Source organism: Pseudomonadota bacterium (assembly GCA_030860485.1).
Lineage (GTDB): Bacteria > Pseudomonadota > Gammaproteobacteria > JACCXJ01 > JACCXJ01 > JACCXJ01.
Genome location: JALZID010000346.1, coordinates 1 through 8,588 on the forward strand (window position 1 = coordinate 1; position 8,588 = coordinate 8,588).

The following is an 8,588-nucleotide window of genomic DNA, read 5'->3' on the forward strand; positions in this document are numbered from 1 at the left end:
CTTCCACCGTATCCGGGAATGGATGAAACGGTGGAAGCGGCTGAATATTCGGCCCCTTCTCAAGCTCAACAGGCTCGCTTTCTTCGGCAGGTGGCGCGACCATAGCCGTGTTAATAATGGGTTGGTCGGGCTCTTTACATCTTGGGTATTCCATTTGCAATGTCCTTGGATCGGTAATCACGCCAGCGAGCGCCGAAGCCGCCGCCGTTTCAGGGCTGCACAAATAGACCTGATCGTCGTTCGTGCCGGAACGGCCCGGGAAATTACGCGGAACGGTACGCAGGCTGATCCGCCCGGTGGCCGGTGCCTGCCCCATCCCGATGCAGCCGTTGCAGCCGGCCTGGTGGATGCGGCCACCGGCCCGGATCAGTTTCCCCAGCAGTCCCGTCTGCGTCAGGTTTTCCAGCATCTGGCGGGAAGTGGGATTGATGTCGAAAGAAACCCGGCCGTGCACTTGCTTGCCGTCCAAGATCAACGCGGCGACAGCGAAATCCCGCAGTCCCGGGTTGGCCGATGAGCCGATCATGACTTGATAGATTTCCCGGCCTGCCACTTCAGCTACAGGCACGACATTGCCCGGGCTGCTCGGACAGGCGATCAGCGGCTCGAGCTCGGACAGATTGATTTCTTCGTATTGATCGTATTCGGCATTCTCGTCAGCAACGATTTCTGCCCAATCTTCACCACGACCCTGGGATTCGAGGAAGCGCCTAACCGCCGCATCCGAGGAGAAGACCGTCGTGGTAGCGCCAAGCTCGGCCCCCATGTTGGCAATCACGTGGCGATCCATGGCCGTCAGTCCATCCAGCCCCGGACCGTAATATTGGATGATTTTTCCGATGCCGCCAGCGACGCCATGGCGGCGCAACATCTCCAAAATGACGTCTTTGGCGCTTACCCACTCGGGAAGATCCCCGATCACCTTGACCCCCCAAATTTTAGGCATCGTGACGTAGAACGGTTCGCCTGCCATCGCCAGCGCGACCTCCAGGCCGCCAGCGCCGATCGCCAACATTCCGAGGGAGCCGGCGGCGCACGTGTGGCTATCCGAGCCCAGCAACGTCTTGCCTGGTATGCCGAAGCGCTCCATGTGCACCGGATGGCTCACGCCGTTTCCGGGACGGCTGTACCAGATGCCAAACTTTTTGCAGGCGCTGCGCAGAAACAAATGATCGTCCGGATTCTTGAAATCGGTTTGGAGCAGGTTGTGATCGACATATTGCGCGGAGAGCTCGGTCTTGACTCGGGAAAGGTTCATCGCTTCGAGCTCGAGCATCACCATGGTTCCGGTGGCATCCTGGGTAAGGGTCTGGTCGATTCTAAGGCCGATCTCGTGTCCGGCTTCCATGCGGCCCTCGACCAGATGGCTGCCGATCAACTTCTGGCTGACATTTTCGCCCATGCTTCAACCTCCTTTGGTTTTCGTGTGGAAAGCGGGCGGGGCGTTCACGACGTTCAGCCGCCGGACCGGCCCGTTTCCATGTGACTCATGGTTTCAAGCGCAAGGTTCGCATGCGCGTAAGCGCCGCCCGCGCGCATTTCGGCGGCGACCCAAATCGCTTCCATCACCTCCTGCTCCGTCGCCCCGTGCTTCACCGCAAGCTCGGTGTGGCCGCGAATGCAGTGCGGACATTGGGTGACGTGGGCCACCGCGACCGCGATCAACTGCTTGGTCTTGACGGGCAGCGCACCATCGGCGAACACGCGTGCGCTGAAAGCCTTGAACGCGGTGGAGATTTCCGGTGCGAGCTGGGCCCGTTTGCGTGCGAGTTCTTTGCTGAGTGGGGGATAAAGGTCCATGTTGTCTCCTCGTTCGAATCAATGCTTGAATTGAACCGTCACCCCAGCGAAAGCTGGGGTCTCCTAACGGAAGAGGCGCCATTTTCTGACCTAAATGCCAGCTTTCACTGGCATAACGGACACAGTTCGACTCGCTGGAGTCGGTACCGGCACGCCCGATGCCTGCCATCGGCGCGGCCAGCACGTAATGGCGCGGCTCTGGGTCGGGGCGTAGCGCAGCCTGGTAGCGTATTACAGTGGGTGCGTGGGGGTCGCAGGTTCGAATCCTGTCGCCCAGACCAAACACCGGCCATACCCCCGAGCGATCAGCTCCGGCGGATCTCGGCACGCATGAGTTCGGCGTCCTTCAAAGAATAGTAGAGCCAGATACGGCCGTCCTCGATGATCACTGACGCCGCAAAGGCGATGTCGGTCGCGGTGCGGTCCTCGACCGGCGGCGGCGTGATCAGCGGCTGGATCCCGCGCGCGACCACCTTGGTGCAATTGCGGTCGAACGCCGCCCAGCCGATCCGCCAGCGCGCATCGCGCGTCGCGCCGTTGTAGAACATCACCGGCATGTCGGCGTCGTCGAGCAGCATTGGCCCGGTCGATAAATGCCAATTGTCCCAGCTTTCCTCGCGCGGGCAGAAGGGCGCCGGCCGCTCTTTCCATGGCCCAGCGACACCCACGCCGCGCGCGAGCCCGATCAGCGAAGCGTCGTCCTCGGCATATTCGTAGAACAGCCGCCAGTGACCGTCGGCGGTCCGCATCACCGTCGCCTCTTTGGTGTTGCCCTTGGTCTTCGATGAGGCCAACGCGACCCCCATTTTCTTGAGTTCGCCGATCGACGGCCCCGCCGCGTAGAGCATCTGGCCCGTCGCGAAATCGTCCTCGACGCCCGTATAGTAGACGACGTAGCTGCCGTCCTCCATGCAAAGGGGGGTCGGATCCTCACAGCCTCCGAAGTCGATCGGGTCGGGACCGGGCGTGATCGCGGGTTCGTCGGCCATGACGAAATGGACGCCGTCCTCGCTTCGCCCGTGCCAGATCACGCCGGTGTCGGTGAGCGGCGCGCCCATCCTTAGCCGCGCACGGATCAACATCTCGTAGCCGCCCTCGGCCGCCCAGACATAGGGGCTCATATAGGCGCGCTCGGTCAGCGCCGGCGGGCCTTCAAGCGTCACCCGCTCGAGCCGCTCGACGTTGAAGTCGAGGATGACCGGATTGGAGGTGACCTGCTCGCGGTGCATCAGGCGCCCTGCCCCAGCACCAGCGACAGGCCGCCATCCATCACGACCGACGCCCCGGTGACATAGCCCGCGGCGGGCGAGGCGAGCCACAAAGCCAGCCCGGCGACCTCCTCGGGCGTGCCCGCGCGGCCGACGGGGATCGCGGCCTCAAGCGATCGACGATACTCGGCGTCGGCGACCGCGCGCGGGTTCATCGGCGTCAGGATCATCCCCGGCGAGATCGCGTTGACGCGGATGCCGTTCGCCGCCTCCTCGAGCGCCATCGTCTCGGTCAGCCGCTTCAGCCCGCCCTTCGCCGCGCAATAATCCGCCGCGCCCGCGCGCACGGCTTTCGCGTGGATCGACGAGATGTTGACGATCGCTCCGCTGCGCCCGGCCGCGTGAAGGGCACGGACGAAGCGGCGCGAGGTCAGGAAGGCGCCGGTCAGGTCGGTCGCAATCAGCCGCTCCCACTGCACCAGCTCCATGTCAGCGACGTGAATGCCGCTCTCGTTCAACCCGGCCGAGTTGATCAGCACATCGGCGATGCCAAGTGCGTCCTCGACCCGCTCGAAAGCGCCGGCGACCGAAGACTCGTCGCGCACGTCGCATTGAATGGTGACGCCGGACCCGCCCGCCGCCTCGATCTCGCCGAGGCGCTCGCGGGCCGCCTGGTCGTCGTTATGAAACAGCAGGGCGACTGCGTAACCCGCATGCCCGAAGCCAAGCGCGCAGGCGCCGCCGATGCCCGATTCCGCGCCAGTAATCACAACCGCATCGTCGCGTGAAGCCATGACTCTCAGAATGATCAGAGTGATGTGAAAGTTTCCGCTGTCCTACACAAAACCAAACGGGTTATTACTACGAATCATAGCGAACCGAGAGAATAAGAATTCCAAAAGCCCTTTTTCCTCTGGAGCGAAGATACGACTGGACCGGTAGGCTGTCAAACGTGCACGGTGTCGGGCCGGAATCGGTGATCGGGCTGTCGGGCGACTGGGTTCGCCAAGTACCGGGGCATTATGCGGCTTCGTCATGACCAAACCTTATCAAAACCAAAAATCTTACGCCGAGTGTTGGACGAACGCTGAGACTTACCCGGTAAGGAGCAAAACCGGTTGGGCGCCCTCGTCGGCTCGCCTCACGCCTCACCTACAAAATCTGAGTATGAGTGCATAGCATCCCACTAACCCACGCCGACAATCTGGTCACACGGCCAGATGCTCGAACACCTATGCCCAGCTAGAATGACTGTGCCACGCTGGCAAGCGCAGCGTAAGTCACCGTTTTCCTTACCAAAAGGTATTATTCGCAAACCAGATTACCGGATGGCATGCGTTTGCTGAGGTAGGGTAGAGAGACACGGCAACTCGCTATATTTGTCAAAAAAGGTGCCGGTAAGCTTTACGCCTCCGGTGGTAATACTTACTGACAATGTAGTCTCACCGTGGCGCGCGCCGCGATCGGGTGTTTAATCTCGCGGAACACCCGCAGCAGGGCCGGATAGGTGGGCAGGGTGTTCCGAGTGATGTCGTCGTTCACGGTGAGGCGAAACCCGGTCAGGCGAGCGAGCATCCGGTAACCGGACACCGTCGAGGGCGAGAAGTAGTTCATCCGCCCATAGAAACGCGAAATATCTCGGGCATAACACAGGAGCCAGGGGCCGAGCCACGGTGCCGTCAATGCCCGCGGGACGAAATCCGATAGCGCCAACCGCCCGCCCGGCGCCAATACGCGCCAAGCCTCCCGGAAGAACTCCAGACGACTCGCGAAATGAAAGATGCACTCGACGGCCACCACCACCTGGAAGCTGCCATCGCCATAGGGCAGCTTGCAGGCATCGGCGGCTACGAGACTCACGCCGTTGCCGTGCCTCGGGGTGAGGAACCGCCGCGCCTCTGCGATCTGCCGCGGGTCGATGTTGAGGCCGTGCAGGGTGAGATCCGTGTAGCGCCCGTCGAGCAGCGCAAGGGTGCCACCCAGCCCGCAGCCCACCTCCAGGATGCGCTGGCCGTTTCCGACATCCGCGAGGCAGAGGAGCCGCTCGGACAGCGCCTCCTGGGCCGCCGCGAGCCCTTCCAGGGAATCGTCCGCCGCTTCCGGGTCTCGATAATAACCCCAGTGCCCGTGGCGGGTGCCGAGCGCCCGGAGCAGCGGGCAAGCCGGCGGATCGGGCGAATGGGCCAGCGCGCCCAGGATTTGATCGAGGTACGGCAGCCGAAGCGGACGGCCCATGCGCTCAGCGCTCAGCCGGCTCGAGCAGTCGTTTTCAGCGCCGGAACAGCCACAGCAATGCGGATACGACGAGGCTCACGAGGAGCCCAGTCACGATCGGGAAATAGAATCGGAACCCTTCGCGCTCGATGACGATGTCGCCCGGCAGCCGGCCGAGCCCGAGCTTCAGGATCCACGGCCACAGGAGTCCCGCCACGAGCAGGACGGCGCCGAGGATGATGAGGGTCCGTGCCATGCCTCATCAGCGCATCGTTTCGACACCGCGTTCCGAACCGACGAGCAGGACATCGGCCGGGCGGCGCGCGAACACGCCGTTACACACCACCCCGGGGATCTGGTCGATCTCGCCCTCCAGGCGCGCGGGCTCCGGGATCTTCGTGTGATGGACATCCAGGATCACGTTGCCGTTATCGGTGACGAAGCCCTGGCGCCAGCGTGGCTGTCCGCCGAGCTTGACGAGCTGTCTGGCCACGAAGCTCCGTGCCAGGGGGATCACCTCGACCGGCAGGGGGAAGCGCCCCAGGACATCGACGAGCTTGGAGTCGTCGATGATGCAGACGAACAGGCGGCTCGCGGCGGCGATGATCTTCTCGCGGGTCAGGGACCCCCCGCCACCCTTGATGAGGTGCAGGAAACGCGTGGCCTCATCGGCGCCGTCGATATACAGGGGCAGATCGCCGGCGCTATTGAGATCGACCACGGGGATGTTGTGCCTGCGGAGCAGTGCCTCGGTGGCCTGGGAGCTCGCGACCGCACCCTCGATACGCTGCCTCACGCGCGCCAGGGCCTCGACGAACAGCTCGACGGTGCGGCCCGTACCGACCCCTATCACGCTCCCGTCCTCGATGTGATCGAGGGCGGCCTCTGCGGCGCGCCGCTTGTTGGCATCCTGGTTCATGGGCAAGCTCCTCGCGGTCGGTCTGTCGGTGGTATCTTATGGGCGATGTTGCAGCACTACGTAAAACTGATCCTCACCGCGCGGGTGTACGACGTGGCCCGGAAAACGCCGCTCGATCCGGCACCGGAACTGTCGCGCCGTCTCGGCAACCGGGTGTGGATCAAGCGTGAGGACCTGCAGCCGGTATTCTCCTATAAACTCCGCGGGGCCTACAATCTCATGTACCACCTCACGCCCGCGGAGCGCGCGCGCGGGGTGGTGGCGGCCTCGGCCGGCAATCACGCCCAGGGGGTCGCGCTCGCGGCCCAGCGCCTCTGCGTCGCGGCGCTCATCGTGATGCCGAAGACCACCCCCGAGATCAAGATCGCGGCGGTGCGGAGATTCGGCGCCGAGATCGTCCTGCACGGAAACACCTATGACGACGCCTGCGAGCATGCCCACCGCCTGCAAGCCGAGCGCGGCCTGTGCTTCGTGCATCCCTATGACCATCCGCTGGTGATCGCCGGACAGGGCACGGTCGGCAAAGAGATCCTGGAGCAGCGCGCGGGCGATCTCGACGTCATCTTCGTACCGGTCGGCGGGGGCGGCCTCATCGCCGGTGTGGCGGCCTATGTCAAACACCTGCTCCCCGCCATCCGCGTCATCGGCGTCGAGTGCGACGAGGCCCCGAGCATGAAGCGGGCGCTGGAGATGGGCGAGCGCGTCGTCCTGGACCGCATCGGCACCTTCGCCGACGGCGCGGCGGTGAGGCAGGTGGGCGAGGAGCCGAGTGGGCCGTAAAGGGGACGGATCGGATCGTCGAGGCCTACACGGACTGACGGGGCTCCGCCGGTCGAGAGGGACAGGTCAAAGACGGTAGGTGGCGGGAGCGCCCTCCCATGGATCATCTGATTGACCGAGGGAGTGGAGGAATAGGAATTTCAAAAGCCCTTTTTCGGATCCTTGAAATTGCCCCGATCCCAGGCCGAGGACCGGTATGCTTGACATCTTTATGCGTGGACAAGGGCCTGTGCAAAGTCACCAAGCAGAAATACCAGCAGTTGGTTGGTCGTCTGACGGAAAACACGCTGCGTCTTTGGGCGGCAGCCGAAGCCATGAGCTTGGGACGCGGCGGCATCACCCTGGTGGCCGGTGCGACCGGTCTGTCGCGTACCACCATTCACGTCGGTATCAAAGAACTCGAACAGCCCTTGGGCAAAGAGCGTTCTGGGTTGGCCACCGCGCGTTTCAGGATCCGCCGGCCTGGGGGTGCCCCTGACCGAGCAGCAGCCCGAATTGCTGGCGGAGTTGGAACGCTTGGTGGATCCGCTCACCCGGGGCGATCCGCGCTCGCCGCTCCGCTGGACGTGCAAGAGCACCCCGCGCTTGGCGGCGGAGCTCCGGTTGGGCCAGGGTAATACCGGGTTTGAGGAAGGTGTCGGGATCGGGCAGCGAGGCCAGTTTCTCCAGGGGCGTCATGACCAGCCGTTGGGGGTAGCGTTTTTTTACTTGCCCTTGGCATCAATGGTGTCCTCGGCAAACATGCAGGGGCGGTGGAAGTTGAGGTAGGGGGTGAGGTGCGCGGCACAGAAGGAATTGATTTTCATCGCAAAACGCTGCGGGATGTGGCTGTAGCCGAAACACTTGCGTACCACGGCGCCATTCTTGGTCTCCGCCAGGCCGTTGTCGTTCGAATGGCGCGGGCGAGACTTGGTGAACTCGATGCGGAGCTTCTCCAGCAGGCGAGCGACCCGGTGATTGATGTACTCCGAGCCATTGTCCGCGTGGAAGCCGCGGATCGTAAAGGGGAAGTTGTCTAGTAGCGCCTCGATCACCGGAAGCAGATAGGCCTCGGAAAGCTTCTCGCAGGTAGCCACGCCCTCCCACTGGGTCACGCAGTCCACGACGTTGATGTGGTAAAGGCCCTTCACCCCATCCTCATCGCCCTGGTGGACGCTGTCGATGCGCAGGTAGCCGGGGTTCCCGTCGGGTTGCGGCGCGCGGCGCTCGCCGATTGGGATGCCGGTGGGACGGGTCTTGGCCCACCACTGTTGGCGGCGCGCCCGGTAGCCCGCGGCGGTCCGCAGGTTGTAGAGATGCGCCACCGAGATGAACGCCAGCCGCGTATAGCGGGTGTCCCCGAAGACCAACAAAGCGCGCTGCATCAAATGCTTGGTGGCGGGTCCCGAGAGCGGGTCGTGCAGGGCGTCGGTCTCGGCCAGAAGCGCTACATCGGCGGCCGTGTACTTTCGGGCAAAGCCCTGTGCCGGCGGACGGTAGCGCTTGGTGAGCCCTCCTGTGGCCAAGCACTGCCGCACCAGGCGGGTCAGCTGCTGCCGTGAATCATAGGTTATGTAGTTAAGGATTCGCGAAAATCGGCTCCAGACCGAATTGCAGCCGCCCACGTTGTCGATCCCGTTTAGGGTGTGCGCGTCGTGCGTTCCCGGCGAGGTAGTCGATGGCGCGTG

The 8,588-nt window shown here is 63.5% G+C and carries 8 protein-coding genes, 1 tRNA gene and 2 pseudogenes; 3 read left to right on the top strand and 8 right to left on the bottom strand.

Annotation, left to right across the window (positions count from 1 at the left end; all coding sequences use genetic code 11):
• Both M3461_21515 and M3461_21520 read right to left on the bottom strand, forming a co-directional pair.
• A partial coding sequence (locus M3461_21515; GenBank protein ID MDQ3776740.1) for an aconitate hydratase occupies positions 1-1,402 on the bottom strand: 1,402 nt, incomplete at its 3' end.
• 53 nt (positions 1,403-1,455) lie between these two features.
• Positions 1,456-1,800: a carboxymuconolactone decarboxylase family protein gene (locus M3461_21520; protein MDQ3776741.1), complete on the bottom strand. Its 345-nt coding sequence runs from the start codon at positions 1,798-1,800 to the stop codon at positions 1,456-1,458.
• Between the two features lie 204 nt (positions 1,801-2,004).
• On the opposite strand from M3461_21520, the gene M3461_21525 reads away from it, so the two are divergent.
• Positions 2,005-2,081: transfer RNA gene (locus M3461_21525), tRNA-Pro, on the top strand.
• A 24-nt stretch (positions 2,082-2,105) separates the two neighbouring features.
• Here M3461_21525 and M3461_21530 read toward each other — a convergent pair.
• The 5 genes from M3461_21530 to rpiA form a co-directional block, all read right to left on the bottom strand.
• The gene (locus M3461_21530; GenBank protein ID MDQ3776742.1) at positions 2,106-3,029 is read right to left on the bottom strand and encodes a glycosidase; all 924 of its coding nucleotides are present in this window, start codon (positions 3,027-3,029) and stop codon (positions 2,106-2,108) included.
• Positions 3,029-3,802 carry an SDR family oxidoreductase gene (locus tag M3461_21535; GenBank protein MDQ3776743.1) on the bottom strand — a complete coding sequence of 258 codons (774 nt, stop codon included), beginning with the start codon at positions 3,800-3,802 and terminating at the stop codon, positions 3,029-3,031. Before M3461_21535 ends, M3461_21530 begins: the two co-directional genes overlap by 1 nt.
• Before the next feature lie 631 nt (positions 3,803-4,433).
• Complete coding sequence (locus M3461_21540; GenBank protein MDQ3776744.1) at positions 4,434-5,243, bottom strand: methyltransferase domain-containing protein; 810 nt, start codon at positions 5,241-5,243, stop codon at positions 4,434-4,436.
• A gap of 34 nt (positions 5,244-5,277) precedes the next feature.
• Positions 5,278-5,478, bottom strand: coding sequence for a DUF2905 domain-containing protein (locus M3461_21545; GenBank protein MDQ3776745.1), 201 nt, complete (start codon positions 5,476-5,478; stop codon positions 5,278-5,280).
• 6 nt (positions 5,479-5,484) lie between these two features.
• Positions 5,485-6,141, bottom strand: coding sequence for a ribose-5-phosphate isomerase RpiA (rpiA, locus tag M3461_21550; GenBank protein MDQ3776746.1), 657 nt, complete (start codon positions 6,139-6,141; stop codon positions 5,485-5,487).
• Positions 6,142-6,186: 45 nt separating this feature from the next.
• On the opposite strand from rpiA, the pseudogene M3461_21555 reads away from it, so the two are divergent.
• Both M3461_21555 and M3461_21560 read left to right on the top strand, forming a co-directional pair.
• Positions 6,187-6,906: pseudogene (locus M3461_21555) on the top strand (pyridoxal-phosphate dependent enzyme).
• Positions 6,907-7,235: 329 nt separating this feature from the next.
• A pseudogene (locus tag M3461_21560) lies at positions 7,236-7,521 on the top strand (ISAzo13 family transposase).
• A gap of 104 nt (positions 7,522-7,625) precedes the next feature.
• Here the strand turns inward: M3461_21560 and M3461_21565 are convergent.
• Positions 7,626-8,588, bottom strand: a 963-nt coding sequence (locus tag M3461_21565) for an integrase (protein ID MDQ3776747.1), incomplete at its 5' end; no start/stop codon positions are given.

Bases quoted from the DNA above. Each gene is read 5' to 3' on its own strand.
- M3461_21520 (MDQ3776741.1), bottom strand. From the start codon at position 1,800: ATGGACCTTTATCCCCCACTCAGCAAAGAACTCGCACGCAAACGGGCC.
- M3461_21530 (MDQ3776742.1), bottom strand. From the start codon at position 3,029: ATGCACCGCGAGCAGGTCACCTCCAATCCGGTCATCCTCGACTTCAAC.
- M3461_21535 (MDQ3776743.1), bottom strand. From the start codon at position 3,802: ATGGCTTCACGCGACGATGCGGTTGTGATTACTGGCGCGGAATCGGGC.
- M3461_21540 (MDQ3776744.1), bottom strand. From the start codon at position 5,243: ATGGGCCGTCCGCTTCGGCTGCCGTACCTCGATCAAATCCTGGGCGCG.
- M3461_21545 (MDQ3776745.1), bottom strand. From the start codon at position 5,478: ATGGCACGGACCCTCATCATCCTCGGCGCCGTCCTGCTCGTGGCGGGA.
- rpiA (MDQ3776746.1), bottom strand. From the start codon at position 6,141: ATGAACCAGGATGCCAACAAGCGGCGCGCCGCAGAGGCCGCCCTCGAT.